Below are 26,503 nucleotides of genomic sequence, written 5' to 3'. Positions count from 1 at the left end.
TCAACCTCCCGTGACGGCGGTCGCGATCTGCGTGTGCAGGTGCACCAGCGTCGGGTCCTCCGGCTTCGGCAGCGCCTGCACGGCGAACGACTCGATCGCGCCCGGTTCGAAGACCAGGCACTCGGTCGACCCACCGAACTGGAAGTAGCCCAGCTCGTCGCCCTTCGTGACGTGGGCGCCCGGCACGATGCCGTCGCCGATGACGCAGGACGACACCTCAATCATGCCGACGGGGACGACGGCGACGTGGCCGAGCGCCGTGTTGTCGGCCTCGATGACGATCACGGCCCGAGCGGCGACGTGCGCCAGGTACCCCTGCGAGTCCTTCGGCTCGGTCGCGTCCTCGCCCTCGGCGTCCGCCTCGGAGAAATAGGTACCGGGCTGCAGGAACGCGCGCACGATCGTGCCCGAGACAGGGCTGTGCCAGCGGTGGTAGTTCGTCGCGCTGAGGAACGCCTGGTACACCGAGCCGCCCACGAAGCGGTCCACGGACTCGTCGTTCGCGAGCAGGTCCTCGAGCGAGTACGGCTGGCGCTTGATCCAGAACTCGTCGCGGCGCTGGACGTCGGTGGCGATGGCGTAGGGCGTGGACTCGCTCGAGCTGACCACGACCGAGTCGTCGTCCGGCGAGGCGACCGGGCGCTGGCCGTCGCGGAACCTGCGGATGAAGAAGTCGTTCCACGACGTGAAGCCCCAGCGCTCGTCGTCGGGGTCGTACTCGAACTGGTCCATCCCGACGACCTGCTGGGCCTTTTCGGATTTCCAGCCGCCCGGGGCGTCGGAGAGCACGGAGAGCGAGTCGGGGCTGTCGAGGAACGCAGCCCAGGCGTCGAGCACGTTCTTGAGCGCGGCGTTCACCTTCGGGTCGCGGTACACGGCGAAGCCGGCCGGGGTCGCCATCGTCCAGTCGAGGATCGCGGCGAAGGGCGTCGTGACCATGCCGCCGTCACTGAACGCCGGCGCCGTGGTCAGCACCTCGTTGATCAGGAGGAAGTACTCGCCGATGTCCTCGATGTGGCGCTTCCGGTACTGCTTGCCGCGCGGGACTTGCTTGATCATCCGGGTCATGCCCATCCGGATCACCGGATCGGTGTCGAACAGGTGGCGGAACGCCGCGACGGAAGGATGCAGCGGCCGGTCCGCATGCGCACGAGCGCGGTCACGGTGACCCTCGATCCACGCCTCGAGGTCATCCTGGCCGGGGAGCCACCCGCCGCGTCGCTTGTGGTCCATGTCTGCAGGCATCGTCATGGACCACGACCGTACAGACGCATCGCTGCTGAAGACCCGTGCACTGTCCCCCGATCCGCGCAGCTGACTTCGCGGGTCCTCAGTCGCGCGTCTCGGTAGGAGGCCCCTCCGCGTCACGGGAGGCAGCTTCTCGCTCTTGCCCGAGCGGGTCAGAGGTGGCGGCGCTCGGTTCGATGGGAGGCAGAGGCCCGTTTGCTGCGACGGCGTCGATGAGGATCTGCGCGGCGCGGTGGACGACGTCTCGCTCGTCAGCGCTCAAATGCTGGAAGGTCTGCTTGAAGATGCTCTGGCGACGGACGAGGACATTCTCAACGAGATGGGTCGCTTTGGCGCGAGCTGCGATGAGGATCTCGCGGCCGCTGCGCTGGTTGGCGCGCCGTTGAACGTAGTTCGAGCGGACGAGCCTGTTCACGATGCGGCTCACTCCGGATGGAAGAACGCCAAGTTCGGCAGCGAGGTCGCTCGCGCGTAGAGGCCCGCGTGTGACGAGCAGCGCCAGGACGCGGTACTGCTGCAACGTCACCTGTTCCAACGCCGGCGCCAGTGAACGAATCACGACCCCAAGGCTTGCCGTCGATGCCTGGTTGACCGTGCTGAGCATGGCCAGCTCGGACTCGGCACTCATCTAGGAACCGTCCGTCCTGTCGACGCTGCGGTGGTCAGGTGTGAACCCGTGCTCGGTCCCCCAGAGCGCAGCCTCGACCCGGTTCCCGACGCCAAGCTTGCTGAACAGCGTTTGCAGGTGTGTCTTGACCGTGTTCACGCTCAGATGGGTGAGTTCCGCAATCTCCGCGTTTCGCTTTCCCTGGGTGAGTAGTGCGAGGATCTCGGACTGCCGGTCGGAGATGCCGCGTTCACGGCCCGGCCAATCGATGCCGGGTCCGCTCGGGACGCGCCGTATGGGTCGTCCAATGATGTGATTGCCGGCGGCGACCCGCAGCAACCCATCAGCGAGTTCTTCCGCGGAGGTGCTCTTGGCGAAGTATCCGGTCGCGCCGCGGCGGACCGCGGCGTCGATCAATACCTGATCCATCTTCCAGGTGAAGACCGCCACGGTCTTGATCCGCGGGTTCGCCGCCAACCGCGACACATCTTCATCATCCGGATGCGGCTGCGCGAACGTGTCGTACAGGGCAACATCGACATCGACGGTGACACGCATCTCCGCGTCGAGCTGCACCACCTCCAGCCGGTCCGCGAAGGGTCCCAGCATGTGCGCCAACCCCCGCAGCACCAGCTCGTAGTCGTTCACAAGCGCGACCCGTATGCGCCCTGCAGGCATGTCTTTCCCCTCTTTCACCCATTCGGGTGACACGACGTGTCCTCGACCATAGTTCGTTGGAGTCACGCTACGGACACCGATGTACCCCGTTCGCAGTGTTGTCTGGGAGCAACTGTTTGCCCAGAAGCAAGTTTCTGTCGGGCGCTCGACGCGGCCCATCACCTTCGAAAGGACCCTGTCCATGCAAGACGCCCTCGCTCCATGGAATGCGACGCTGACACTCGCGGAGCACTCGATCATCGTCTACGCACTCTCCGTCGCCGGGCTTGCCCTCTTCGCCTTCTTTGTCAAGTCGTGGGTGTCGACGAACGAGATCACCGGCCGGTACCGCACCGGCGTCTACGCCGGGATGTGCATCACTGGTATCGCCTTCCTGTCCTACGTGCTCCTGGTGATCGAGTTCGCGATCGGCTACGACCGCAAGGGGGACTCCTGGATCCCGAACGCGAACGCGATCCTGTCCTGGGCGCCGCGCTACTTCGACTGGACCGTCACAGTCCCGCTGCTCGTCATCGAACTCATCGCCGTCGCCACCCTCGCCGGCGCAGCCGCCCGCCGCCTGCGCGCCGTCGGCATCGCCGCCGCGTTCCTCATGATCAGCACCGGCTTCATTGGCGGCGTCGTCATCGACTCCGGCACCAACATGGGCGCGCTGTGGCTCTGGGGCATCATCTCCGGCATCTTCATGGTGATCCTGTACTTCCTCGTCATCTACGTCGTCGTCAAGGGCGGCCGTGACCTGAAGGGCACCCCCGCCGCTGCGACGCTGCGGAACGCCGGAATCCTGCTGATCGTCACGTGGATGGCGTACCCGATCATGTTCGGCCTGCAGGGCTGGGGCCATGGCGGAGCAATCATCACCTGGATGCAGGTCATCCTCTCCGCCGCCGACGTCGTCGCGAAGGTCGGCTACGGCGCGATGATCCACAAGATCGCCAAGCTCCGCTCCGCCGAGGACGTCCGCGCCGGCGAGGACACCCTCCCCGAGGCGCTGTGGATCTCGTCGGAGAAGCTCTCCGACGGCACGCTCCCGAACACCGCGACCGTGCACCACTCGCAGAACACCGCCATCGTCACCGGTGAGCAGCGTGGTCGCCGCTGACCTGACGGGCGCGACCACCCCGGGGGCCGAAGCGCGCATCGCTTCGGCCCCCGGCCCCATCCGGCCAGCTCTCCCCACAGCCGTCGACATCGCGATCATCGGCTCCGGCTGTTCCGGACTCGCGACAGCGGTCCGCCTCGCCGGGCAACCCTCCCAGCCCACAGTCCTGGTACTCGAGGGGCGCAGGACACCAGATCCACGCTCGTGGTGCTCATGGGACGACGGCAGCGACCCTCTGCCCGAGGCACGCTCGGCGAGCTGGGACCGGTGGGAAGTGCGAACCGACCACGGCACCAGCGTCGGGTCCGACCCCGACCATCCCTACGTCCTCGTCCGCGCTTCCAACCGACGAGCGGCCGCAGAACGGCGACTCCATGGCACGTCGATCACCGTGATCGACGGGACCCCGGTCCGCAACGTCACCGCCTCGGGTGACGATGCGCTCATCCACATCCCGAACGGGACCGTACGCGCCGAGACGGTACTGGATGCTCGCGGACCACGCTGCCCCGAGCACGTCGAACCCGGGCGGGTACTCCTGCACCAACGCTTCATCGGGCAGTGGATCACTACAACCCGTCCCGTGTTCGACACCACGACGGTCACGCTGATGGACTTCACCGACCAGCAGGCGGGCGGCGCGGTCCGGTTCATCTACGTCCTCCCGACCTCACCGACCGTCGCGCTCGTGGAGAGCACCCTCTTCACAGCGGACGGCGACGAACCCTTCGACCACATCGCACACATTGTCAACTACGTGCAGCGCCGGTGGGGACTGTCGACCAACGAGTGGCAGGTCGGCGATGAAGAGACCGGCTGCATCCCGATGACCGACGCACCCCCAGCCCAGCTCACCGGACGCACCTTCACCCAGATGCCCTCGGCAGTCATCGGCACCACTCGGCCGAGCAGCGGGTACGGGTTCGCGCGCAGCAACCGACACAGCATCGTCCTGGCCCAGAATCTCGCTGGCGGTGAACCGATACCCGTGTTCCAGGACCGAGCCAGAACCCGGTTCCTCGACGCGGTGTTCCTCCGCTTCCTCCGCGATCGCCCCGAACACGCAGCAGAAGCGTTCCGCCGACTCCTGGCACTGCACGGCCCCCTCGTGGTGCGGTTCATGACAGAACGCTCCACCCTCCTCGACGACCTGCGCATCGTGCTCGCACTGCAGAAACGCCCGTTCCTCCGTGCGCTTGTCCGCACCATTTCCGACACCCTCCGTCGGCGGCAGCATGGACGGGTCTCAGGGTGACGGCGCTCGTCCGCTTCCGCGCGGCCCGTGCAGCAGCTGTGACGCCTCCAGCGCTGCAGACATGGTTGTCGGACCGTGTCCTGGCGCCAGTGACGTTGCTGCTGCTCATGGTCGCTGCGTTCAGCGCGGTGGTGCGCTTGGCCGGTGCGGTGATCCCGATGCCGGTGCAGCTGGTCCCCTTCGCCGTCAGTGTGCTCGTCTTCGGTCTCCCGCACGGCGCACTCGACCACCTCGTGCCCGCTCGGCTCCGGCCAGGTACGAGCACTATTCGGTCAGTTCTGGTCGTCGTCGCGCTGTACCTCGTCGTCGGCACCGCGACCGCAGCCGTCTGGGTGACCGCGCCGCTGCTCGGCTTCGCGGCGTTCATCGTGGTCACCTGGTTCCACTGGGGCCAAGGCGACCTCTTCATCGACCGGCTCCTCGACGACGGCACCGCCGGGCGGCTTGGTGCAGCCCTGACCGTCGCCGTCCGCGGCGCACTGCCGATGTTGGTGCCCTTCATTGCTCAAGCCAGTGCAGCAGCAGCCGTTGTCATCGGCACCGTCACCAGCCTGGGCGGTACTCCCGCGGCGGCAGCAGTCGAGGTACCGGCCGCTGCACGTGTCGCCGGTGGTGCGCTGGTCGCAACGCTGATCGTGCTCCACCTCCTCGCAGTCCGCCGAGCCCGGGTACCGCTGTGGCGGCAGGCCACCGAAGACATCGTCCTCGTCATCTTCTTCGCCGTCGTCCCCCCGGTGCTTGCAGTCGGGCTCTACTTCACCCTCTGGCACTCCGTCCGCCACATCCTCCGCCTCGAGCTCACCGACAGCGTCGCCGCCGAGCAGCTCCACCACGGCCGGCTCCTGGCACCGTTCCTCCGGTTCATGCGTCAGGCGTGGCCGATCACGGCCATCGCTGTCGGCATGCTCGTCGTTCTCGCGCTCGCCCTGCACCGAGCGGACCTCGGCGTGTACCTCGCGCTCATCGCCGCGCTCACCACCCCGCACGCCGTCATCGTGACCTGGATGGACCGCGTCCAACGCACCTGGCACTGTGCGCCGACCACAGATCACGAGATCAGCCCGACCTGATCGAAGGACCTCGGGAAAGGAGCAGGCGGTTCACCCGCCGTCGGCCGATGGCCCAGTGGATGACGACTGCGGCTGGTCGAGTCGCTGACGAAGCGCGCGGATCTCTTCGGTCAGCTCACGGAGCTCCCGCCGAGTAGCGGTCTGCGCTTCCTCGTTCCGGCGGCCGACCTGATCGATGATCCAACTCGCGATCGTCGCTGTGACCACACCGAGCAGAGCGATCCCACTCACCATCACGCCGGAGGCGATCAGCCGACCCTCGATCGTGACCGGCGTCAAGTCGCCGTACCCGACCGTGGTGATCGTGACCACCGACCACCACAACGCATCACCGAACGACGTGATCGATGCACCTAGCGCCGCGTGCTCCACGTCATACATCGCAAGCGCCGACACGAACACCAGCAACGCCGTCGTCGCCACTACGTAGATCGTGACTCGGCCTCGGACCGCCGTGCCAGCGCTGTGTTGCAGGACACGGAAGAGCTGCACCAGACGCAGCAGCCGCAGAGGGCGAAGGAACGGCAACGCGATCGTCGCCAGGTCGAGCAAGTGCCGAACGAACCACCGCCAACGCTGCCGAGCGAGAACCAGCGAGACCACGTAGTCCACCACGAACATCGCCCACGAGACGTTGATCACGACCTCGCACACGGCGCGCGCAACCCCTACGGGGTCCGCCAGTACCTCCACCGCGTACGCCGTCAGGAACACAACCGCAACGCCAGCAAGCGGCCACTGAGACCACGTCGACCAACGCTCTTCCCTTGATCGCATGCTTAGACGCTAGCCGCTCCTGAACGCCCCGCCGGGCGCAAGCCGACGGACAGACTCAGACAAGTGGACAGATGCATCAGGCAGCAACGACGTGTCCGATAGCCGATCCGCTACCGGGCAGCGTCGGTCAGCACCTGCTCGATCCACTCGTGATGATCGAGTTCGGTGATCTCGGCGAGAGTCACCCACCGGGTTTCGAGCACTTCGTGCTCGTCGAGGGTGAACGACGACGTGCGCAGTGAGCAGAGATACGCGACCGTCACGTACCCAACTTGGTCGCCGTTGGGGTAGACGTTCTCGAGGGTGGTGCCACCGTAAGCCCCGATGATCCGGATGATGTCGCTGCCCACACCGAGTTCTTCTCGCACTTCGCGCAGCAGAGCCGCGCGTGGGTCCTCGCCGGGCTCGATGCCGCCCCCGATCAGGCTCCATCGTCCGGAGTCGCGCTGCCGCGCGAGGAGGAAGCGATCGTCGTCTCGGATGACCGCTGTCACGCCCGGGAGTAGGAGGTAGCTGCTCCCGATCCGCTCGCGCAGCGATCGGACGTACTGAGAGACCGGCATGCTCCGAAGCTACCGTGTGCCCTTCCCGCAGAAGGATCCTCTATCGGGTTGGCTGCCCTACCGGTCAGCCTGGTCTGAGAGCATCAGGGCATGACACTCGTCGGTAGCCGGACTGTGCTTCAGGTGATCTCACCGGCGATGGCGCGCCGCATCGTCGTGCGGGACGAGCGTCCCGGTGACGACTGGCACCCCGAGTACCCGTTCGCCGACGAACTGGACCCACTCCGGTCCCTCGCTGCCGAGACCGCAGCGGATCCGGAGTTCACCATGTACCTCGTCCAGCGGCGGTCGGATGGCCTCACCATCGGTGGTTTCGGATTCTTCGGTCCGCCGGACGACAAGGGAACGGTCGGGTTCGGGTACGGCCTGGTTCCCTCAGCCCGAGGCGCGGGACTCGCGAGCGAAGCCTTGCAGCTCGGACTTCAGCACGCCGCGACGCGCGGTGCCCTGATCGCGCTCGCGGACACGGAACTGGAGAACATCCCCTCGCAACGTGTCCTCGAGAAGAACGGTCTCATCGAGATCAAGCGCGACCAGTCGCACGTGTACCACCGACGCGATCTCGTTGCCCGGTAGCCGATCGTTCTCCCGACGTGGGCAGTCTCCTATGCGCTGCCACGGAAGACGCACTCGGTCGAACACCGCTCAGACCGGTCGGGGCACTCAGCCAGGTCGCGCTCGGCAGACGCGAGACGCGTCCGGAGCCGGTCGAGGCGGGCCTGCTTCTCCTCGATCTGGCGCACTTGCTCTGCCAAGAGGGGGCGCAGTGCTTCCCGGACGTCGGTGCAAGACGTCGATTCCATGGTGTTGAGGTGTGCGCCGATCTGGTCAAGGGGTAGCCCGAGTTCCTTGCTGGCCTCGATGAGATCGAGCCGGCTGAGAACGTCGGGGCTGTAGTCCCGGTACCCGTTCGAGGTTCTGGCCGGGGTCAACAGTCCGATGGACTCGTAGTACCGGAGCGCTGTCGCCGGAACACCGCTGCGCTTGCTGACCTCGGAGATTCGCACACGGCGACCCTAGAACCGCCGGAGCCGCTTGACCTTCAAGCGGCTCGAACCTCTACGGTCACTGACGTGCCTTCCTCCCCCACACCTGACCTACCGTGAACGCGGTCGTCGCCTGGCTCGAACACCGGCAGATCGGCCTCTACCTGGTCGCGATCGTGGCTGCCGGCGTGATCGGCCTCGCCGCGCCGGGGGCATATCACCTCGAGGGAGCGATCGAGCCGGTTCTCGCGCTGCTGTTGTTCGCGACGTTCCTCGGTGTCCCGTTCGCTGCGATCGGGAAGTCTCTCCGCGACGGGCGGTTCCTCGCCGCCGTCGGGGTGCTGAACTTCGTCGTCGTCCCGCTCGTCGCGTACGGGCTGTCCCGGTTCGTCGCGGACGAGCAGGCGCTGCTGTTCGGGGTACTGCTGGTGCTGCTGACCCCGTGCATCGACTACGTGATCGTCTTCGCCGGCCTGGCCGGCGGCGCGTCAGAACGACTCCTCGCCGCAGCACCGCTGCTGATGCTGGCGCAGATCCTCCTCCTGCCGCTCTACCTGCTGCTGTTCATCGGCCCCGAGGGCGTCGCCGTGGTCGAGATCGGCCCCTTCGCCCGGGCATTCCTCCTGCTGATCGTCGTCCCACTCACCGCGGCCGCACTCGTGCAGGCACTCGCCCGGCGACACCGATCCGGCGTCGTGATCGAGCGAACGATGCTCGGGCTGATGGTGCCGCTGATGATCGCGACCCTGTTCACCGTCGTGGCCTCGCAAGCCGGAGCAGTCGGAGACTCCCTGGGACAGCTCCTCGTGTTGGTGCCGATCTACGCCGGATTCCTCGTCGTCATGGCGGCGCTCGGCATCGGCGCCGGCCGCATCTTCCGACTCGACGCGCCAGCGACCCGAGCCCTGGTGTTCAGCGGTGCGACCAGGAACTCGCTCGTGGTCCTACCGCTCGCACTGGCCCTGCCGGCGTCGCTGTCACTTGCTCCGGTGGTTGTCGTGACCCAGACACTCGTCGAACTCATCGGCATGGTGATCTTCGTCCGACTCATCCCCCGTCTTATCCCGCGCCCGCGGCGGCAGATCGAACCTAAGGCTGCCTAACCGGCGTCTCAATAGCCGATCGGTGAGCGAGACGACGGCGCAGCCCTCAGTATTCGAGCGCTGGCCACTCCTGCAGCCGGGAGAAGCGGGGGCGCGGCGGTGCCGGCTCATCGTCATCCATCACTCGAACCTCCGTAAGCACCGTGACCTCGCCCGTGCCGTACGAGCGGTGCGCGACGCCGTCCCGCTCGTCGACGACCACCGTCACGCGGTCCGCCGGATCGCGCTCATGCTCGAACGTCACGAGCAGCCAGTGCCCGTGGATCCGTTGAACCAGGACCGGCGCGAAGCTCGCAGGCGATCCCCACAAGAGGAGGAGCTCCGGGGTGAGCAGTCGAACGGGAGGAGCTACCGTGCCGCTGCGGGCAAAGCTGACCTCCACCGGCCCGTCGACCGAATGAAGAACGCCCTCCGCGTACTGGTCGCGGTGCCGGTCGCCCTGCCGATCGAACGTCCAGCTCTCATCGCGCTCGTCGACAACGACCTGGAACTGCCGCGGCTCCGCTGAGCCGCCCCGCAGCACTGTCAGGCCGCGAGCGAGTCGTCGTGCCGGGCGCCGGAGCGCGGCGACTTCCGCCCGGATGGTCGGGACGTCGGCTGCAGCCAAGATGGTGTCGAAACGCATATCCCTAGTCTTGCGCGCTCGGTAGCTGACGCGGCGAGAACAGGGGCCCGTAAGCCGATCGGCTAGCGATACCGCCGGAGCTTCGGCGAACGGCGACAAGATGTTCGACCAACTCAAGTGACGCGCACCCTCGGGGAGCATTGCGAGCCCACGTCGGCGACAGGCCCCTGCACGGACCGCGAGCGCACAGCCCTAGCCGCTTACCCCGTCGTAGACCCCGATCAGCCGGTCGAGGAAGGTCTGGACCGTCGCACGCTCCGCGGGGTCCAGGTCGTCGACGATGCACTCGATGCCCTCGATTAGCGGCAGCACGAGGTCGTACGCACGGTCCGAAGAGCGCTCCGCCGCCGTGACGACGAGCTTGCGTCCGTCGCTCGGGTGCCGCTCTCGCCGGACGTGCCCGGCGCCCTCGAGCCGATTCAAGACGAGCGTCATCGCGGCGGTCGAGATCTCGAGCCGACGCGCGAGCTCGGTCGGGGTGGCCGGCCCGGTCGCGATGAGGTGGTCCATCGCCTCGAGCCCCGCAGCGTCGACCGACAGTGCCGCGGCGAGGTGCCGCTCGAAGCGCTGCTGCCGGACACTGACCTGCTGCACGCGGGACCGGATGTCGTCGTCGGGGAGTGATCGCCCGTCGCGTCGCGCCGTCGCCCGGTCGTGGCGGTCCTGCCGGTCGTCGGAGCGATCGGTCGCTGGGTGCTGGTCATCGTTCGGCACGTCACCATGGTAGTCGTGTACATTGCCAATCTCATTGGTAATCAACGATGTGAGGGACAATGACCGATCACACCCGCGGCCGCGTGCTCATCTCCGGCGCGAGCATCGCCGGCCCGGCGCTCGCCCACTGGCTACACCGCTTCTCGTTCGAGACGGTCGTCGTCGAGCGGGCGCCGTCCCTCCGCACCGGCGGGCAAAACGTCGACGTGCGCGGAGCCGGGCGTGAGGTCGCGCGCCGGATGGGCATCGAGGACGACATCCGCGCCGCCACGATGGGCGAGGTCGGCACCCGGTTCATCGGTCCGAGCGGCCGGACGATCGCGGCGTTCCCGGCGGGGACCTCGGACTCCGGCGGGGCCACCGCCGAACTCGAGGTCCTGCGCGGTGACCTCGCGCGGCTCCTCGTCGGCGGGACGTCCGACGCCACCGAGTACCGCTACGGTGACCGGATCACCCGCATCGACCAGCACGACAACGGCGTGACCGTGGGGTTCGAGCACGGCCCGGACGACCGGTTCGATCTGGTGGTCGCGGCGGACGGCATCGGCTCGAGCACCCGTCGGCTGGTGTTCGGCGACGAGCCGGAGATCCGTTCGCTCGGGCTCGAGACGACGTACGGCACGATCCCCCGGACCGCGGCGGACGACGACTGGTGGCGCTGGTACAACGCACCGGGTGGCCGGTCGATCACCCTCCGCCCCGACCAGCACGGGACCATCCGCGCGGCGATGTCGGTCGTGACGGACCGGCAGCGGGAGCGAGCCGGTTCCGAGCGCGGCGACCTCGATGCGGTGCGCAGCCGCCTGCACGCGGTGTTCGGCGATGCCGGGTGGGAGGCGGAGCGGGTCCTCGCGGGGTTCGACCACTCCGAGGACCTCTACTCCGAGGCGATCGGACAGGTCCACGCCCCGCGCTGGTCGGACGGCCGGGTGGTGCTCGTCGGGGACGCCGCGTACTGCGCGTCGCCGGTGAGCGGGATGGGCACGAGCCTCTCGCTCACCGGCGCCTACGTCCTCGCCGGGGAACTCGCCGCCCACGTCCACCACCGCGACGCCCTGCGCGCATACGAGCGCATCATGCGCCCGTACGTCGCGAAGGCGCAGCAGCTGCCGCCGGGCACACCGCGGATCGCGAACCCGAGGTCCCGGCTCGGGATCGCGGCCTTCGGCACCGCCGTCCGCGTGGCGTCGCTGCCCCTCGTCGGGCGCCTCGGCGCCCGCTTCGCCACCCCGCCGGCCGAGGCAATCGACCTGCCGGACTACGCGCACCTGGAGTGAACAGCCGTCCAGCACGACCAACGATGCTCAACGAAGAGTTCGTGGCCTATCCGGCGACGAGTGCGTTGAACGCGTTCGGAAGCGCTTCAGGGTGCTGCGCGATGCGCCTCGCGGAACCAGATCGTGCTCGCTAAATGCTCGCACGGCAGGTGACGTATTGGCCCGCGCCGTCGCAGTGCTGGCCCTACCGCAATGCATTCGGAGGGGCGTCGGGCGTCGCGGTATGCCCTGGTGGTGTCCTCTCTAGAACGTGCAGGTTGAGGTGAGTTCTAGGCCCCAAGCGCCGGTAATGCTCGCAGTCGGAGTCTCAATAGGCGATCGCTGTGGGGACAGCTCGCTGAGTAGCCTTCGTTCATGAGTCCGGTGAGCGCGCAGATTTTCTTTGCGGTCGCTTTGGCGCTAGGAACCGCGACGACGCTGTTGGGTTTGGTGCTGCAGTGGCGTCGCGTCTTGGAGCGACGACAGGCAGGCACTGCTCAAAAGTTGCGATCGACTCCGCGCGAGGCGGTTTTCGTGGGGGTAGGCGGCGCTCTCATCGTCGGGGCGCTCCTGCTCACCCAACCCGCCCACAACTAACCGCGTCGGGCGTCCGATGCGGATCCGTCACCGGCCGGTTCGTGCACCTTGAGGACGAGTCGAGGATCGGGACGCTCCGGACCGTGCCGCGATCCCGCCCTGATCGCCGTGTTCGAGTAGTCGCTGTCTCACATAGGTGGTCCGTTGCTCGTCGCACTGGAGGGAGGGCATGCGGACACCAACGCGCCCAGACGGCAGCCGCGAGGACTCAGCTTTCGCCGGCGTCTCGCCAGGAGGTCCGCGGACGATTCCTCCTCGCTGGCGCAACCCGTGCACCCGGCCCAGAGTGTGATGCCGGCACTCAGGTCGAGCATCGGGGTCGCCGCATCTGGTGCTCCGCCAAGAGCGTCGCGGATTGGCCACCGGCAGTTCACCGGCAGCGCCGTGATCGCAACCCGAAACCACCGCTGACAGACCACACGTTTTAGCGTTTGATCAGGGGTTTTCGTGGTGGGCCCTGCCGGGATCGAACCGACGACATCCACGGTGTAAACGTGGCGCTCTACCAGCTGAGCTAAAGGCCCTTCCACCTCATCCTACGGGCCCCCGCCGCTCCCCCGCCGGAGCGCGGCGACGCCCGATGCACCACGCACCACAGACCACAGACCACAGACCAGGCACCGCACCAGGCACCAGGCACCAGGCACCAGCACCACGCACCACGGACGAGCCCGACGACGCCCCCGTATGCTCCGACCATGACCGCCATCCGCACCGGCTGCGACCTCGCCGCCGTGCAGGACGTCCTCGACGGCATCCAGGCGCACGGCGATCGGTACCTCGCCCGGGTCTTCACCCTCCGCGAACGCGCCGACACCGGCGACGACCCGGAGCGCCTCGCCGCGCGCTTCGCCGGCAAGGAGGCCGTCGTGAAGCTCCTCCGCCCGACCCGCACCGACGCGGTCCCCCTGCACGACGTCGCCATCGTGTCGGACGAGCACGGCGCACCCCGCGTGGAGCTCTCCGGAGCGGCCGAGGCACTCGCCGCGGCGGCCGGGATCACGAGCATCGACGTGTCCCTGTCCCACGAACGGGGGCTGGCGCTCGCGACGGCCGTGGCCCTCGCGGAGCGCTGAGCACGGGGCAGGACGACCGTTCCTGTACATCCACACAGCGCACGGTTCGTCGGTGCGGTTTCCCGCACCCGCACGGCGGCTTTCCGGGCCGCTCCCCTCGTTACCGTGGTTGGCATGCACCAGGACCCGAACACCGCCGCGACGCCCGTCGCGCTCGCTGACCCGACGGCCGAGCAGGCCGTCCGACGTGCTCTCGCCGACCACGGCCGACTGACCGTCGACGCGATGGACGTCGCACCGATCGCCGACCTGTACGCCCTCGGCCTGACGTCGCACGCCACGGTGAACGTGATGCTCGCGATCGAGAACGACCTCGACGCCGAGTTCCCGGACAGCGTCCTGAACCGCGCCACCTTCGCCTCGGTCGAGTCGATGGTCGCCGCGGCGACACTGGCCACAGCGCAGTGACGGACACCGCAGTGACGGACGTCGCCGAGACGACGGCCCCGGTCCTCGGCACGTCACCGGACCGCTTTGCGGAGCGCACCGCCGCCGTGGCCGCGGTCGCCGCGCAGTTCGCCGACGAGGTCGACCGCGACGCCCGACCGCCACGTGAGGCGATCGCCGTGATGCGCGAGTACGGCCTGCTCGCCGCAGCAGTCCCGCTCGAACACGGTGGCGAGGGCGCCACCGTCACCGAGCTCTCGGTCATCGCGACCGAGCTCGGTCGCGCGTGCGCCGCCACCGGCATGGTGTTCGCGATGCACCAGGGACAGGTCATGGCCCTCTGGCGGCACGGCGGCGACGGTGCCGGCGTGCTCGCGATGATCGACGCCGTGCGCGACGGTGCCCTCGTGGCGTCGTCGACGACCGAGAAGGGCGTGGGCGGTGACGCCCGCCGGTCGACGTGTGCGATCGAGCCGTCCGAGGACGGCCGCATCCGCCTGCGCAAGGACGCGCCGGTGATCTCCTACGCGACCGAGGCCGACGCCGTCTTCGTGACCGCGCGCCGCGACCTCGACGCCCCCGCGTCCGACCAGCGCCTGCTGATCTGCCGGACCGACGCGATCGTGCTGTCGCAGACCTCCACCTGGGACACGATGGGCCTCCGCGGCACGTGCAGCAACGGGTGGATCCTCGACGCGGAGACCACGGCTGACGCCGTCCTCCGCGACGACTACGCGGCGATCTCCGCGCGGACCGTCCTCCCCGTCTCCCACGTCCTCTGGGCGTCGGTGTGGGTCGGCATCGCGGCCTCCGCCGCCGAGCGCGCCCGTGCCGCCGTCCGCAAGCAGGCCCGCGCCAGCGTCGGGACGACCCCACCCGGGGCCCTCCGCCTCGCCGAGCTGTTGGTCGACCTGCAGCTGCTGGCCGACTCGGTCCGGCACGCGGCCGAGCGGTTCGACGCCGTGGCCGACGACCCCGAGACGCTCGAGTCGAGCGCGTCGGCCCTCGCCGCCAACGCCCTGAAGATCGGCGCCTCCGAGCGGGTCACCGACATCGTCACCGCAGCACTGCGGATCGTCGGGATCGCCGGGTACGCCGCGACGGGTCCGATGAGCATCTCCCGACACCTCCGAGACGCCCACGGTGCCGCCGTCATGGTGAGCAACGACCGTCTCCTCCAGAACGACGCCGGACTGGCAATCATGACCGGAGCGATCCTGTGACCATCACCGAACCCACCACCGTATCCACCGCCCTCGACCGGGCCCGCGCGGCGCTGCGCGCGACGCTCCTCGAGGACCGCGTGCTCATCGACCTCGGCTCCCCCGGGCTCTACGGCCGCACGGGCGTCTTCGAGCACGTGTACGCCGCGGTCGACACCGCTGCCGTCCGCTCGATGGCCGACCTGCAGTCCTCGGTGCTCCGGTTCCCGCCGGTCGAGCCCCTGGCCGCGTTCGAGCGGACCGACTACATCGCGTCGTTCCCCGACCTCGCCGCGTCGATCTCCGCCTTCACCGGTGACGACCGCGCACACCGCGCGCTGCTGGCCGCCCGCGAGCGCGGGGAGCGCTGGGAGTCCTTCCTCGAACCCGCCGACCTGATGCTCGCGCCTGCCGTCTGCCACCCGGTCTACGGGCTGGTCACCGGGACGATCCCGCAGCAGGGCCTGTGGTTCGACATCGTCGGCGACTCGTTCCGCCGCGAGCCGTCGCTCGACCCGATGCGCCTGCAGGCCTTCCACATGCACGAGTTCGTCCACATCGGCACGCCGGACTCCGCCAAGGAGCACCGCGACGGCCGGATCCCGGCGATGCGGTCGCTGCTCGAGGGCTTCGGGCTCGAGATCGACGTCGTGCCGGCGAACGACCCCTTCTTCGGCCGGGTCGGCAAGATCCTCGCCCGCAACCAGGTCGAGGCCTCGCTCAAGTACGAGTTCGTCACCCCGGTCTACGGCGACGCCGGCGAGGCCACCGCCATCAGCTCCGCGAACCTGCACGAGGACCACTTCGGCACCTCGTTCTCGATCACGACCGCTGACGGCGAGACCGCCCACAGCGCCTGCCTGGCCTTCGGGCTCGAGCGCATCACCATCGCCCTCTTCGCCGCGCACGGCACCGACCCGGCCTCCTGGCCGGCCGACGTCCGTCGCGCGCTGGCACTGTGACGACCCACCACGGGTGGTCGGGATCGCCCGCCATCCGTGCGTCGGTGCAGTCGCCGCCGTCGGCGCGCGCCGGCGTCGTCATCTGCCCGCCGCTCGGGCAGGAGGGCGTGATCGCGTACCGCACGCTGCGCCTGCTGGCCGACCGCCTGGAGGCTCGTGGCGTGGCCTCGGTGCGCTACGACCCGTCCGGACGTGGCGACTCCACCGCCGATGCCGACCCGGAGGCGCAGGTCCGGTCCGCCGTCCGCGCGGCAGCCCTGCTCCGCGCGACGGGGGTCGAACAGGTCGCCTTCGTCGGGCTGGCCTCCGCGGCCCTGGTCGCGGCGGCCGCCGCGACCGAGGACGACGCGCTGGTGCTCTGGGACGCCCCCGACTCCGGCCGCGCATGGCTCCGCCGACAGCGTGCCCTCGCGACGATCACGGTCGGTGGCGAACGCGTCGTGGACGGCGTCGAGAGCCTGATCGGCATCGACGTCACCCCGGACGAGGCCCAGGCCCTGTCCGCGCTCCGCTTCACCCCGCGCACCGGTCCGACGCTCGCGCTCGTACGCCCCGGCGGTCGTGCCCCGAAGGCCCTCGGCGACGTGACCACGGCCGAGGCACCCGGCAGCGCCGAGCTGCTCGACGGCACCAGCATCCACGCCCGCATCCCCGGCGACGCGCTCGACGCGGTCGTCACGTGGATCGACGCCTGGGCACCGACGACGACCGTCCCCACCACCGCGCCCGCCCTCGAGCCCCTGGTCGACGTGGACCACCGCGTCTCGGAGCGGATCGTGCTGCTCGGCCCCGAACGGCTGTTCGCCGTCGAGAGCGTGTCGTCGCGGCAGTCCCCCGACGCCCCCGTGGTGGTGCTGCACAACGGTGCCGCCGAACACCGCGTCGGCGCCTCGGACTACCAGGTGACGCTCGCCCGGCGACTCGCCCGCGACGGCGCCCGGGTCGTCCGTGTGGACCGCCGTGGCACCGGCGAGAGCTCCGTCGTGCGCGCCGACGAACGCGACTACCTGTTCGCGCAGGAGTGGGTCGACGACCAGTCGGCCATCGTGACGGCGCTGGCTGCCCCCGCGGAGCAGCTCGTGGTCGTCGGCATGTGCGCCGGCGCCTGGGTCGCCGGACGCGCCCACGAGGAGACCCCGCGCCTGGTCGTGGAGATCAGCCCGAACGACTACCGCCGCCGCCCGGCCCTCCCCGGTGCGTACAGCGACGCCGTCCGCGCGATCGACGCCCCGTCCCCGCGCCGGAAGTGGATCCGCGACCGGTACAACGTCGTCGTCCCGGAGTGGCTCCGCGACCGCATCGCCCGGCGCGACCGGTCCGGCGGCGTGATGGAGCACGTGAAGCCGCTGGTGACGCACGGCACCGACGTCGTCGTCATCGTGGCCGACGGCGACGCGGAGCTCTTCGACCGGCTCGGTGGGCAGCGCGCCCTCCGGCGGTACCCCGTCGGCGGACGCAGCGGCGGCGTGGAGCTCGTGCACGTGGTCGACGGAGACCACTCGCTGTTCTCCCCCGCGATGCGCGCGACCGTGATCGACGAGGTCCGTTCCCGCGTCCGCGAGGCCTTCCCCGTCCCCGCTTGAACCGCCGGGTGTAGGCAGGACCCGTGCGACGAGCAGCAGCGGCGGGGGTGGGGATCGCCCTCGTGGCGCTCCTCGCCGGGTGCGCCGCGCCCCAGGGCGGACCGCCGTGGCCCCGTCCGACCGACCTCGCCGCGCGGGCACAAGACGCCGGGCTGCGCGATGTCTGGGGCCAGGAGCTCGCGGAGCACGTCCACACGCACGTCACGATCACCGACGGCGACCAGCCGGTGGTGATCCCGGGGGACATCGGGCACTCGGCGGCCGAGCACTTCGCCGCGGAGGTCCACACGCACGACACGTCGGGCATCGTGCACGTCGAGTCACCCGAACGCCGGACGTTCACCCTCGGGCAGTTCTTCGACGAGTGGGGCGTCTCCCTCGGTCCGGCGCACGTCGGTGGGCTGCACGGGGACCTGACCGTCTGGGTCGACGGACACCGCTCCTACGGCAACCCGCGCTCGATCCCGCTGCGGGACCTGGAGCAGGTCGACCTCGTGGTCACGACGATCGGCGAGGTGCCCCGACGACCGGCTGCGTTCGACTGGCCGCCGCAGTACCACTGACGTCGCCCGCAGCGCAGGCGTCCGCGGCGAGCAGCGCCTCGGCGACCGCGGCCGGGTGCTCGACGTGCGCGAAGTGCCCGCAGTCCTCGAGCAGCACGGTGCGGACCCGCGGCAGGACGCCCACCAGCCGCGCCAGGTCCGACACCCGGGCGAACACGTCGTCCTGCCCGGCGATCGCCGTGACCGGGACCGTGATGCCCCGCCAGCGGTCGGTGTCGTAGGCGGCGCCGGAGCGGGCGGCCGCCAGGAAGCCCTCGGGCCGGAGCTCCTCGGCGAAGGCGTCGAGGACGCTGCGGTCGAGCCGCCCGACGTGCGTGAACACCGGCGCGGCGAGCAGCCGGAGCAGCCCGACCGCCGCCAGCGTGCGGAGCAGCGGGACCGCAGCGGCCCGGGTGACGGCGAGGCCGGCGCGGAGCAGGGTGAACGCCGGCAGCGTGACGAGCCCGAAGAGCGGGTGCCGAGCGGCGTGGGCAGTGGCGAAGGTGGTGCCGGACACCAGCGCGACCGACCGGATCCGCTCCGGCATCGTCACGGCGCAGTGCATCGCGACGAAGGCACCCATCGAGTGCCCGACCACGTCGACGGTGTCGAGTCCGAGGGCGTCGAGCACCTCCCGGAGCACCTGCACGGCGTCGTCGGTGGAGAGCGGGACCGCCGGCGCCGGCGAGGACCCCCACCCGGGCAGGTCGACGAGCACGAGCCCGCGGCCGTCGAAGCCGTCGGCGGCACGGAGCAGCGGGGTCCACGTCGTCCACGAACCAGCGACGCCGTGGAGCAGCAACAGGGGCCGCTCGCCGAGCCGGGTGTGCACGACGACGTCGCCGACGGCGGTCGGGACGACCATCCGGGTCAGTGCCCACGGCACCGGGTCGGACGTCACCGGGAACGGAGCGTAGGGGTCGGTCGCGACCGTCTCCGGTGCGTCACCCGTGTCGATGTGGTCCACCGTGCCTCCAGTCCGGCGCGTCTGCGCCCCCCGGAGGATTCGGAGCCGGACCCGTCGGTGGTTGGCTAGCCGACCGCGACGGGGGTGGAGCAGGCCGCCAGCTTGTCGAGTGCGGCGCGGTACTCGGTGACGTCGCGGGCGATGCCGGGCTCGGAGATGATCGAGGCGCGGATGCGGCCCTGCACGTCGATGACGAAGGTGGCGCGGTTCGCGAAGCCCTTGTGCTCGAGGAACACGCCGTACTCCTTCGACACCGCACCGTGCGGCCAGAAGTCGGCGAGCAGGTCGAAGTCGTAGCCGTTCTGGTCGGCGAACGAGCGGAGCGTGGCCTTGGAGTCGACGGAGATGCCGATGAGCTCGATGCGGTTGTCCTGGAACATCGCGATGTTGTCGCGGAGTTCGCACAACTCGCTCGTGCACGTCGACGAGAACGCGAGCGGGAAGAAGACGAGTGCGACCGGGCGGGAGCCACGGTGGTCGCTGAGGCGGACGTGCTCACCGAACTGGTTCGGGAGTTCGAAGTCCGGCGCGAGCGAGCCGACATCCAGTGCCATCAGGCGTGTGCTTCTTCCTCGGGCTGCGGGTGTGCCCGTCGATCCACGCCTGCGCACGGTCTGCGGCAGGCACGATCGGCAATCGTACGCCGACGACACGTGAACGCAAGGACCTGTCCACCCAGGCTGTCTGTCTGCCGTGGGGCCTAAGGTGGACGAGGCTCCCGCCGCCGGTCGCGACCCGATCGATCGGTGGGCCGACCATGTCCCCACCACGAGAACGAACGAGGTCAACGGTGACGGTGAACGACCAGGACCCGCGCAGCACCGCAGGAACCGACCAGGACCCGGAGGAGACCGCCGAGTGGCGTGAGTCCCTCGACGGTCTGGTCGCGGCCCAGGGCCACCAGCGGGCTCGCGAGATCATGCAGGGACTGCTGAAGCGCTCGAACGAGCTGCACCTCGGCGTGCCGATGGTCCCGACGACCGACTACGTGAACACCATCGCACCAGAGGACGAGCCCGAGTTCCCGGGTGACGAGGAACTCGAGCGCCGGTACCGCCGGTGGATCCGCTGGAACGCGGCCGTCACGGTGCACCGCGCCCAGCGCCCCGGCATCGCCGTCGGTGGGCACATCTCGACGTACGCGTCGAGCGCCGCCATGTACGAGGTCGGCTACAACCACTTCTTCCGCGCGCAGGACCACGCCTCCGGTGGCGACCAGGTCTTCTTCCAGGGCCACGCCTCCCCCGGCATGTACGCCCGCGCGTACCTGGAAGGCCGTCTCGGCGAGGACCAGCTCGACGGCTTCCGCCAGGAGAAGTCCCACGCCGGCGGTGGGCTGTCGTCCTACCCGCACCCGCGCCTCATGCCGCACTTCTGGCAGTTCCCGACCGTGTCGATGGGCATCGGCCCGATCAACGCGATCTACCAGGCACAGCAGGCCAAGTACCTGACCAACCGCGGCATCAAGGACGCATCGGACCAGCAGGTCTGGGCGTTCCTCGGTGACGGCGAGATGGACGAGGTCGAGTCCCGCGGCCAGCTGCAGGTCGCGGCGAACGACGGCCTCGACAACCTCAACTTCGTCATCAACTGCAACCTGCAGCGCCTCGACGGACCGGTCCGCGGCAACGGCAAGATCATCCAGGAGCTCGAGGCCTTCTTCCGCGGTGCCGGATGGAACGTCATCAAGGTCGTCTGGGGCCGCGAGTGGGACGACCTGCTCGCCCGCGACACCGAGGGCGCCCTGCTCAACCTGATGAACCAGACGCCGGACGGCGACTACCAGACGTACAAGGCCGAGAACGGTGCCTACGTCCGCGAGAACTTCTTCGGGCGCGACCCGAAGGCGCTCGAGCTGGTCAAGGACTACACCGACGACCAGATCTGGAACCTCAAGCGCGGTGGGCACGACTACCGCAAGGTGTACGCGGCGTTCAAGGCCGCATCGGAGCACAAGGGCCAGCCGACCGTCATCCTCGCGAAGACGGTCAAGGGCTACGGCCTCGGCCCGAGCTTCGAGGGCCGCAACGCGACCCACCAGATGAAGAAGCTGACGCTCGACAACCTCAAGCAGTTCCGCGACGAGATGCGCATCCCGATCTCCGACGCCCAGCTCGAGGAGAACCCCTACACGCCGCCGTACTACCACCCGGGCAACGACGACGAGGCGATCCAGTACATGCACGAGCGCCGCGCCGCGCTCGGTGGGTACGTCCCCGAGCGCCGGACGAAGTACACGTCCATCACGCTGCCGGACGACGCCAAGTACCAGGTCGTCAAGAAGGGCTCCGGCAAGCAGGAGATCGCCACCACCATGGCGTTCGCCCGACTGCTCAAGGACCTGCTCCGCTCCCCGGACTTCGGCAACCGCGTGGTGCCGATCATCCCGGACGAAGCCCGCACCTTCGGCATGGACGCCTACTTCCCGACGGCGAAGATCTACAACCCGAACGGCCAGCACTACACGTCGGTCGACCGCGAGCTGCTCCTGGCGTACAAGGAGAGCCCGCAGGGCCAGATCATCCACGTCGGCATCAACGAAGCCGGCGCCCTCGCCGCCTTCACGGCCGTCGGCACCTCGTACTCGACGCAGGGCGAGCCGCTCATCCCGGTCTACGTCTTCTACTCGATGTTCGGGTTCCAGCGCACCGGCGACGCCATCTGGGCCGCCGGGGACCAGATGACCCGCGGGTTCATGATCGGTGCCACCGCCGGCCGCACCACCCTGACCGGTGAGGGCCTGCAGCACGCCGACGGCCACTCGCCGCTCCTCGCCGCGTCGAACCCCGCGGTCGTGTCCTACGACCCGGCCTACGGCTACGAGATCGGGCACATCGTGCAGGCCGGCCTCGACCGGATGTACGGCACGAACGAGGACGGCTCGCCGAAGCACGACGACCCGAACGTCATGTACTACCTGACGGTCTACAACGAGCCGATCGTGCAGCCGGCCGAGCCCGAGGGCGTCGACGTCGAGGGCATCACCAAGGGCATGTACCTGCTCAAGGGCAGCGACCACGACGGCCCGAAGGCGCAGCTCCTGGCCTCCGGTGTCGCCGTGCCGTGGATCCTCGAGGCCCAGCAGCTCCTCGCCGAGGACTGGGGCGTGTCCGCCGACGTCTGGAGCGTCACGAGCTGGGGTGAGCTGTACCGCGACGGTGTCGCGGCGGAGCAGCACGCGTTCCTCAACCCGAACGAGCAGCCCCGCACGCCGTACGTCACCGAGCGCCTGCTCGGCACCGAGGGCCCCGTCGTCGCCGTCAGCGACTTCATGCACCTGGTGCAGGAGCAGATCCGCCCGTTCGTCCCGACGGACTACGCCACGCTCGGCGCCGATGGGTTCGGCTTCTCCGACACCCGCCCGGCCGCCCGCCGCTTCTTCCACATCGACGGCCCCTCGGTCGTCGTGCGGACGCTGCAGCAGCTCGCCCGCCAGGGCAAAGTCGACGCGGCACTCGTCCAGCAGGCCATCGACAAGTACCGCCTGCACGACGTGACCGCCGGCACCACGGGCAGCGCCGGCGGCGAGAACTGATCACCCGGTGACGACTGTCCGCACCGATGCCGCGAGCCGGGAGAACGACCGTGAACGGGCGCTCTCCTGGCTCCGGCAGGTGTCGGGCGAGCTGTCCACCGCCACCATCAAGCGGCTCGAGGACACGCTCCCCTGGTACAGCGAGATGCCGCCCGGGCGCCGTTCCGCGGTCGGCATGGTGGCGCAGGCCGGCATCACCTCGTTCATCTCCTGGCTCGAAGGCAGTGCCTCCACGCCCTGGATCGCCGCGGCCGACGTGTTCGGCTCCGCGCCCCGGGAACTCCTGCGCTCGGTGAGCCTGCAGCAGACCCTGCAGCTCATCCGGGTCGTCGTGACCGTGGTCGAGGAACGCGCCAAGGACGACGAGATGCTGCAAGAGGCCATCTTGAAGTACTCGCGGGACATCGCCTTCGCGGCCGCCGACGTCTACGCCCGGGCCGCCGAGGCCCGCGGGCTGTGGGACGCCCGGCTCGAGGCCCTCGTGGTCGACTCGATCCTCTCCGGCGAGTACGACGACGAACTGCCGTCGCGGATCGCTGCGCTCGGCTGGCACGGCCACGGCGAGGTCGCGGTGCTCGTCGGCACCGCCCCCAAGCAGCTCGAGGTCGACCAGGTGCGCCGGACCGCCCGCCACATGGACGCCGACGTGCTCATCGGTGTGCAGGGCTCCCGGCTCGTGGTCGTCATCGGTCGGGCCACCCCGCGGGACGACGTCCCCGAGGGCGAGGAACCGGTGTCCTTCACCGCCATCGCGCAGTCGCTCGAACCGCTCTTCGGCGAGGGGCACCTGGTGCTCGGCAACGAGGTCGCCGGGGTCGTCGACGCCTCCACGTCGGCCAAGGCCGCCCTCGCCGGGTTCGCCGTGGCCCGTGCGTGGCGTGGTGCACCCCGTCCTGCCCTCGCCGACGACCTGCTCCCCGAGCGGGCACTCGCCGGTGACCCCCTCGCGCGGTCTGCCCTGGTCCAGCGCATCTACGTGCCGCTGAAGGACCAGTCCACGGAGCTCCTGCAGACGCTCTGGTGCTACCTCGACACCGGGCGCTCGCTCGAGGCCACCGCGCGCGAGCTCTTCGTGCACCCGAACACCGTGCGCTACCGTCTGCGCCGCGTCGCGGACATCATCGGGTGGGACGCCACCCACGCCCGAGACGCCCTCATCGTGCAGTCGGCGCTCATCCTCGGGGCGATGTCAGAGTCGACCGCCGGTCGTCGCCGCGTCGGCCGACGGTAGAGGTCCCACAATGTCTCGACCCGATTCGTGTCGGGAGTCCACACGGGCGCGACCCTGTCCGAGGGCAAGGATTGTCCGGTGATCGTCGTCGTCGCGCCCGGACAGGGCTCCCAGACCCCCGGATTCCTCGCGCCCTGGCTCGAGGACGCCGCCGTCCGTGACCGCATCGGGGAGTGGTCCGAGGCCATCGGCGTCGACCTCGCGAAGCACGGCACCGAGTCCGACGCGGAGACGATCAAGGACACCGCGCTCGCGCAGCCGCTCATCGTCGCTGCCGGGCTCATCACGGCCGACGCCCTCCTCGCCGACGGTCGCCGAGCGCACGTCGGCGGCGTCGCCGGGCACTCGGTCGGCGAATTCACGGCCGCCGCGGTCGCCGGCATCCTGCAGCCGACCGACGCCGTCGCCCTGGTCGCCGAGCGCGGCCGGGCCATGGCGGACGCCGCGGCGCTCGAACCCACCTCGATGGCAGCCGTCCTCGGTGGCGACCCCGACGAGGTCGCGCAGGCCCTCGAAGCCCACGGCCTCGTGCCGGCGAACCACAACGGCGGCGGGCAGACCGTCGTCGCCGGCAGCGCGGACGCCGTCGCCGCGCTCGTCGCCGCTCCCCCGACGAAGGCCCGGGTGATCCCCCTCGCCGTCGCCGGTGCGTTCCACACGCGGTACATGGCCCCCGCGGTCGACCGTGTCGCTCCCGTCGCCGCTGCCGCTGCCGTCGCGGACCCCACCCTGCCGATCTGGACCAACGCCGATGGCTCCCGCGTCGACGACGGCCGTCGGTTCGTCGACCTCATGGTCCAGCAGATCGCCAACCCCGTGCACTGGGACGCCGTCATGACGTCCTTCCAGCAGGCCGGCGTCACCGGGATCATCGAACTCGCACCCGCCGGTGCCCTCGTGGGGCTCGCCAAGCGCGGCCTCCGCGGCACCCCGACCGTGGCGGTCAAGTCCCCCGAGGACCTGCCCGCCGCGATCGAGCTCCTCACGACCGAAGAGGTACCCGCATGACCCTCACCCCCGACTCCACCCAGCCCGACGCCGCCGCGCGTCCCGTGCTCGCGCAGCGCCGCGGCCACGAGTTCAGCCGCATCATGGCGTTCGGCGCCGCCCGCGGCGAACTCACGGTGCCGAACGACGACCTGATCGGCCCGATCGACTCGTCCGACGAGTGGATCCGCCAGCGCACCGGGATCGTCACGCGGATGCGCGCCGGTGCCGACGTCGAGGCCGTCGACCTCGCCGAGGCCGCAGCGCTCGAGGCCATAGCCAAGGCCGGTCTCACTCCCGACCAGATCGGCGTCGTGCTCGTCAGCACCGTCACGAACACCGTCGCCACCCCGTCGATGGCCGCGCTGCTCGCCGAGCGCATCGGTGCCACACCGGCCGCCGCGTACGACATCAGCGCCGCGTGCGCCGGGTACGCCTACGGCATCGCGCAGGCCGACTCGTTCGTGAAGTCCGGCATCGCCGACCACGTGCTCGTCGTCGGCGCCGAGAAGCTCAGCGACATCGTCGACCCCACCGACCGCTCGATCTCGTTCCTGCTCGGTGACGGTGCCGGCGCAGCGGTCGTCGGCCCGAGCGACTTCCCGGGCATCGCGCCCACCATCTGGGGCTCCGACGGCTCCAAGTGGGACGCGATCGGCATGACTGCCACGTTCAACGAGTGGCAGGCCGGCGCCGCCCGGCCGACGATCCGGCAGGCCGGTCAGACTGTCTTCCGCTGGGCCGTCTGGGAGATGGTCAAGGTCGCACGTGAAGCGCTCGAGACCGCCGGCGTCCGTCCGGACCAGCTCGCCGCCTTCGTCCCGCACCAGGCCAACATCCGCATCATCGACGAGTTCGCCAAGCAGCTCGGCATCCCCGACTCGGTGATGATCGGTCGCGACATCACGACCACCGGCAACACCTCAGCGGCGAGCATCCCGCTCGCCACCCACCGCCTGCTCGAGGAGCACCCGGACCTGTCGGGCGGCCTCGCCCTGCAGATCGGATTCGGCGCCGGCCTCGTCTTCGGGGCGCAGGTCGTCGTCCTCCCGTAGGACATCCGCTTTCGCACAGTCCCGCACGGCTGCGGGCGCGGGACCACCCCGTGCCCTAGGCTGATCAACGGTCAAACGACACCCCCCTCAAGGAGACACCATCATGGCCCTGTCCAACGAAGAAGTCCTCGCCGGCCTGGCCGAGCTGATCAACGACGAGACCGGCATCGCCACCGACACGGTGCAGTCGGACAAGTCCTTCACCGACGACCTCGACATCGACTCCATCTCGATGATGACCATCGTCGTGAACGCCGAAGAGAAGTTCGACGTCAAGATCCCGGACGAAGAGGTCAAGAACCTCAAGACCGTCGGTGACGCCGTCGACTTCATCGTCAAGGCCCAGGCCTGACACGAACTTCCCTGAACGCCGTGGTCCGGCTCGACCTCCCGGT

At 69.6% G+C, this 26,503-nt stretch carries 27 protein-coding genes and 1 tRNA gene; 17 read left to right on the top strand and 11 right to left on the bottom strand.

Features of this window, described 5'->3' with window-relative positions; translation table 11 throughout:
* The 3 genes from OVA28_RS11755 to OVA28_RS11745 all read right to left on the bottom strand — a co-directional run bounded on the left by OVA28_RS11755 (nucleotide 1) and on the right by OVA28_RS11745 (nucleotide 2,503).
* Nucleotides 1–1,251, bottom strand: a complete 1,251-nt coding sequence (locus tag OVA28_RS11755; protein ID WP_268097070.1) for a phosphatidylserine decarboxylase family protein — start codon at nucleotides 1,249–1,251, stop codon at nucleotides 1–3.
* Between the two features lie 79 nt (nucleotides 1,252–1,330).
* A complete protein-coding gene (locus OVA28_RS11750; protein WP_268097069.1) occupies nucleotides 1,331–1,876 on the bottom strand; it encodes a MarR family winged helix-turn-helix transcriptional regulator in 546 nt (181 codons plus the stop codon).
* Nucleotides 1,877–2,503 carry a response regulator transcription factor gene (locus OVA28_RS11745; RefSeq protein ID WP_268097068.1) on the bottom strand — a complete coding sequence of 209 codons (627 nt, stop codon included), beginning with the start codon at nucleotides 2,501–2,503 and terminating at the stop codon, nucleotides 1,877–1,879.
* A gap of 211 nt (nucleotides 2,504–2,714) precedes the next feature.
* Between OVA28_RS11745 and OVA28_RS11740 the strand changes: the two genes are divergently transcribed.
* The 3 genes from OVA28_RS11740 to OVA28_RS11730 all read left to right on the top strand — a co-directional run bounded on the left by OVA28_RS11740 (nucleotide 2,715) and on the right by OVA28_RS11730 (nucleotide 5,960).
* Nucleotides 2,715–3,635: a bacteriorhodopsin gene (locus tag OVA28_RS11740; protein ID WP_268097067.1), complete on the top strand. Its 921-nt coding sequence runs from the start codon at nucleotides 2,715–2,717 to the stop codon at nucleotides 3,633–3,635.
* Nucleotides 3,613–4,890 (top strand): lycopene cyclase family protein, encoded by a 1,278-nt coding sequence (locus OVA28_RS11735; RefSeq protein ID WP_326493753.1) that lies wholly within the window; start codon nucleotides 3,613–3,615, stop codon nucleotides 4,888–4,890. Before OVA28_RS11740 ends, OVA28_RS11735 begins: the two co-directional genes overlap by 23 nt.
* Nucleotides 4,891–4,979: 89 nt before the next feature.
* Nucleotides 4,980–5,960: a Brp/Blh family beta-carotene 15,15'-dioxygenase gene (locus OVA28_RS11730; protein WP_268097066.1), complete on the top strand. Its 981-nt coding sequence runs from the start codon at nucleotides 4,980–4,982 to the stop codon at nucleotides 5,958–5,960.
* A gap of 30 nt (nucleotides 5,961–5,990) precedes the next feature.
* Here the strand turns inward: OVA28_RS11730 and OVA28_RS11725 are convergent, their stop codons facing one another.
* Both OVA28_RS11725 and OVA28_RS11720 read right to left on the bottom strand, forming a co-directional pair.
* The gene (locus tag OVA28_RS11725; protein ID WP_268097065.1) at nucleotides 5,991–6,737 is read right to left on the bottom strand and encodes a potassium channel family protein; all 747 of its coding nucleotides are present in this window, start codon (nucleotides 6,735–6,737) and stop codon (nucleotides 5,991–5,993) included.
* A gap of 110 nt (nucleotides 6,738–6,847) precedes the next feature.
* Nucleotides 6,848–7,300, bottom strand: coding sequence for an NUDIX domain-containing protein (locus OVA28_RS11720; protein ID WP_268097064.1), 453 nt, complete (start codon nucleotides 7,298–7,300; stop codon nucleotides 6,848–6,850).
* Between the two features lie 90 nt (nucleotides 7,301–7,390).
* Here OVA28_RS11720 and OVA28_RS11715 point away from each other — a divergent pair, with 90 nt between their 5' ends.
* Entirely contained in the window at nucleotides 7,391–7,876 is a 486-nt protein-coding gene (locus OVA28_RS11715; protein WP_326493752.1) for a GNAT family N-acetyltransferase, read from the top strand.
* A gap of 29 nt (nucleotides 7,877–7,905) precedes the next feature.
* Here the strand turns inward: OVA28_RS11715 and OVA28_RS11710 are convergent, their stop codons facing one another.
* Nucleotides 7,906–8,307, bottom strand: coding sequence for a MerR family transcriptional regulator (locus tag OVA28_RS11710; protein ID WP_268097063.1), 402 nt, complete (start codon nucleotides 8,305–8,307; stop codon nucleotides 7,906–7,908).
* Nucleotides 8,308–8,402: 95 nt separating this feature from the next.
* On the opposite strand from OVA28_RS11710, the gene OVA28_RS11705 reads away from it, so the two are divergent.
* Nucleotides 8,403–9,389 carry an arsenic resistance protein gene (locus OVA28_RS11705; protein WP_268097062.1) on the top strand — a complete coding sequence of 329 codons (987 nt, stop codon included), beginning with the start codon at nucleotides 8,403–8,405 and terminating at the stop codon, nucleotides 9,387–9,389.
* Between the two features lie 46 nt (nucleotides 9,390–9,435).
* Here OVA28_RS11705 and OVA28_RS11700 read toward each other — a convergent pair whose 3' ends face one another.
* The gene (locus OVA28_RS11700; protein WP_268097061.1) at nucleotides 9,436–10,014 is read right to left on the bottom strand and encodes a hypothetical protein; all 579 of its coding nucleotides are present in this window, start codon (nucleotides 10,012–10,014) and stop codon (nucleotides 9,436–9,438) included.
* Between the two features lie 192 nt (nucleotides 10,015–10,206).
* On the bottom strand, nucleotides 10,207–10,728 hold the full coding sequence (locus OVA28_RS11695) for a MarR family winged helix-turn-helix transcriptional regulator (RefSeq protein ID WP_268097060.1): 522 nt from the start codon (nucleotides 10,726–10,728) through the stop codon (nucleotides 10,207–10,209).
* A gap of 59 nt (nucleotides 10,729–10,787) precedes the next feature.
* Here OVA28_RS11695 and OVA28_RS11690 point away from each other — a divergent pair, with 59 nt between their 5' ends.
* Nucleotides 10,788–12,005 (top strand): FAD-dependent monooxygenase, encoded by a 1,218-nt coding sequence (locus OVA28_RS11690; protein WP_268097059.1) that lies wholly within the window; start codon nucleotides 10,788–10,790, stop codon nucleotides 12,003–12,005.
* 1,024 nt (nucleotides 12,006–13,029) lie between these two features.
* Here the strand turns inward: OVA28_RS11690 and OVA28_RS11685 are convergent.
* Nucleotides 13,030–13,105 (bottom strand) — tRNA-Val (locus OVA28_RS11685).
* 174 nt (nucleotides 13,106–13,279) lie between these two features.
* Between OVA28_RS11685 and OVA28_RS11680 the strand changes: the two genes are divergently transcribed.
* From OVA28_RS11680 to OVA28_RS11655, 6 genes are all read left to right on the top strand, one after another.
* Nucleotides 13,280–13,657: a holo-ACP synthase gene (locus OVA28_RS11680; protein ID WP_268097058.1), complete on the top strand. Its 378-nt coding sequence runs from the start codon at nucleotides 13,280–13,282 to the stop codon at nucleotides 13,655–13,657.
* A gap of 114 nt (nucleotides 13,658–13,771) precedes the next feature.
* Nucleotides 13,772–14,065 carry an acyl carrier protein gene (locus tag OVA28_RS11675; protein WP_268097057.1) on the top strand — a complete coding sequence of 98 codons (294 nt, stop codon included), beginning with the start codon at nucleotides 13,772–13,774 and terminating at the stop codon, nucleotides 14,063–14,065.
* The gene (locus OVA28_RS11670) at nucleotides 14,062–15,267 is read left to right on the top strand and encodes an acyl-CoA dehydrogenase family protein (protein ID WP_268097056.1); all 1,206 of its coding nucleotides are present in this window, start codon (nucleotides 14,062–14,064) and stop codon (nucleotides 15,265–15,267) included. The genes OVA28_RS11675 and OVA28_RS11670 overlap by 4 nt, the downstream gene beginning before the upstream one ends.
* Complete coding sequence (locus OVA28_RS11665; RefSeq protein ID WP_268097055.1) at nucleotides 15,264–16,208, top strand: amino acid--[acyl-carrier-protein] ligase; 945 nt, start codon at nucleotides 15,264–15,266, stop codon at nucleotides 16,206–16,208. Before OVA28_RS11670 ends, OVA28_RS11665 begins: the two co-directional genes overlap by 4 nt.
* Entirely contained in the window at nucleotides 16,205–17,791 is a 1,587-nt protein-coding gene (locus tag OVA28_RS11660; RefSeq protein WP_268097054.1) for an alpha/beta hydrolase, read from the top strand. The genes OVA28_RS11665 and OVA28_RS11660 overlap by 4 nt, the downstream gene beginning before the upstream one ends.
* Nucleotides 17,792–17,814: 23 nt before the next feature.
* The gene (locus tag OVA28_RS11655; protein ID WP_268097053.1) at nucleotides 17,815–18,354 is read left to right on the top strand and encodes a hypothetical protein; all 540 of its coding nucleotides are present in this window, start codon (nucleotides 17,815–17,817) and stop codon (nucleotides 18,352–18,354) included.
* On the opposite strand, the gene OVA28_RS11650 is transcribed toward OVA28_RS11655, so the two are convergent.
* Nucleotides 18,290–19,300 (bottom strand): alpha/beta fold hydrolase, encoded by a 1,011-nt coding sequence (locus OVA28_RS11650; protein WP_268097052.1) that lies wholly within the window; start codon nucleotides 19,298–19,300, stop codon nucleotides 18,290–18,292. The genes OVA28_RS11655 and OVA28_RS11650 overlap by 65 nt on opposite strands.
* A gap of 65 nt (nucleotides 19,301–19,365) precedes the next feature.
* On the bottom strand, nucleotides 19,366–19,854 hold the full coding sequence (locus tag OVA28_RS11645) for a peroxiredoxin (RefSeq protein ID WP_194661147.1): 489 nt from the start codon (nucleotides 19,852–19,854) through the stop codon (nucleotides 19,366–19,368).
* Nucleotides 19,855–20,090: 236 nt separating this feature from the next.
* On the opposite strand from OVA28_RS11645, the gene aceE reads away from it, so the two are divergent.
* The 5 genes from aceE (at nucleotide 20,091) to OVA28_RS11620 (ending at nucleotide 26,460) form a co-directional block, all read left to right on the top strand.
* Nucleotides 20,091–22,835 (top strand): pyruvate dehydrogenase (acetyl-transferring), homodimeric type, encoded by a 2,745-nt coding sequence (gene aceE / locus OVA28_RS11640; protein ID WP_268097051.1) that lies wholly within the window; start codon nucleotides 20,091–20,093, stop codon nucleotides 22,833–22,835.
* 7 nt (nucleotides 22,836–22,842) lie between these two features.
* A complete protein-coding gene (locus OVA28_RS11635) occupies nucleotides 22,843–24,066 on the top strand; it encodes a PucR family transcriptional regulator (protein ID WP_194661149.1) in 1,224 nt (407 codons plus the stop codon).
* Between the two features lie 78 nt (nucleotides 24,067–24,144).
* Entirely contained in the window at nucleotides 24,145–25,074 is a 930-nt protein-coding gene (locus tag OVA28_RS11630) for an ACP S-malonyltransferase (protein WP_268097050.1), read from the top strand.
* The gene (locus tag OVA28_RS11625; protein WP_442780781.1) at nucleotides 25,071–26,108 is read left to right on the top strand and encodes a beta-ketoacyl-ACP synthase III; all 1,038 of its coding nucleotides are present in this window, start codon (nucleotides 25,071–25,073) and stop codon (nucleotides 26,106–26,108) included. The genes OVA28_RS11630 and OVA28_RS11625 overlap by 4 nt, the downstream gene beginning before the upstream one ends.
* Before the next feature lie 103 nt (nucleotides 26,109–26,211).
* Nucleotides 26,212–26,460, top strand: a complete 249-nt coding sequence (locus OVA28_RS11620) for an acyl carrier protein (RefSeq protein WP_071275967.1) — start codon at nucleotides 26,212–26,214, stop codon at nucleotides 26,458–26,460.
* Nucleotides 26,461–26,503 lie beyond the last annotated feature (43 nt).

The sequence above is a fragment of the Curtobacterium sp. SL109 genome, assembly GCF_026672405.1.
Classification (GTDB): Bacteria; Actinomycetota; Actinomycetes; order Actinomycetales; family Microbacteriaceae; genus Curtobacterium.
Note: the sequence above shows the minus strand (reverse complement) of the source record. Positions and strands in the feature narration are given on the sequence as shown.